Genomic DNA, 770 nt, shown 5'->3' with positions numbered 1-770 from the left:
CATCTTAATGTCAATTGATATTATTTATTTTTTGATCAATTGGTTAAGGTTTGATCCCCCCCTGTCCTCAGATGTGTCTGGAGTAGCTTCAGTAGATTCACATGAGTGAGTACTTTCAATAAAAGAAGCGAGTTCAGAAAACTCTTCTTCTGTAAATAGATTGAATTGCTTATCATTCATTTCACTTTTACGGGCAAATGTTCTCATCATCATTGCTTTGAGTTTTTCTTCAGCAAAGTTGTAGCGTTTGAATAAATCAACCACGAGCGCAATCAACTGCTCTTTATCGAGTTGCTTAATTTCCTCTATATTGAATGATTTCGCTTGATTTTTCATAGGTGTAATTATACCAAAATTAATCACTTAAGTAAATAAAAAACAACAACTTATTTAACTTTTAAGTGATAAGAAATGACGATTTTTAGTGTTTAAAATTAGCTAAATTTAACCCTTCAATTTTAGAAAAATCGAACCCTTTACACAGCCAATTAAATTGCTCTTGAGTCAAAATCAGTTCAGATTGTTCAGTTTGAAATTTAGGGAAATTACCTTGGTGTAATTTGCGTTGACATAACCAAATACCATGTGAATCAATACTGATTAATTTGAACATACTGCGTTGGCGATTGGTAAAAATAAATAGCGCACCTGAGAAACATTTGTTTGGGAAATTAACCTGCAAAAAAGTAGTCAAACGACCCATCCCAAAACGCATATCAATGGGGGTTGTTACAAAATAAATAGAATTGGAGTGAATCATGACACAACTC

Annotated in this window: 2 protein-coding genes; both read right to left on the bottom strand. The window is 32.6% G+C overall.

Going from position 1 to position 770, the window contains the following annotated elements; all coding sequences use genetic code 11:
• Positions 1-24: 24 nt before the first annotated feature.
• Positions 25-336 (bottom strand): hypothetical protein, encoded by a 312-nt coding sequence (locus ACFFIT_RS00215; RefSeq protein WP_385875306.1) that lies wholly within the window; start codon positions 334-336, stop codon positions 25-27.
• 85 nt (positions 337-421) lie between these two features.
• The coding region (tnpB, locus tag ACFFIT_RS00210) for an IS66 family insertion sequence element accessory protein TnpB (RefSeq protein WP_385875304.1) at positions 422-770 on the bottom strand (349 nt) is incomplete at its 5' end.

The organism is Thorsellia kenyensis, assembly GCF_042432445.1.
Taxonomy (GTDB): Bacteria; Pseudomonadota; Gammaproteobacteria; order Enterobacterales; family Thorselliaceae; genus Thorsellia; species Thorsellia kenyensis.
The sequence above is the reverse complement of the archived record's forward strand: the minus strand, read 5'-3'. Positions and strand labels throughout refer to the sequence as shown.

Bases quoted from the DNA above. Each gene is read 5' to 3' on its own strand.
- ACFFIT_RS00215 (WP_385875306.1), bottom strand. From the start codon at position 336: ATGAAAAATCAAGCGAAATCATTCAATATAGAGGAAATTAAGCAACTC.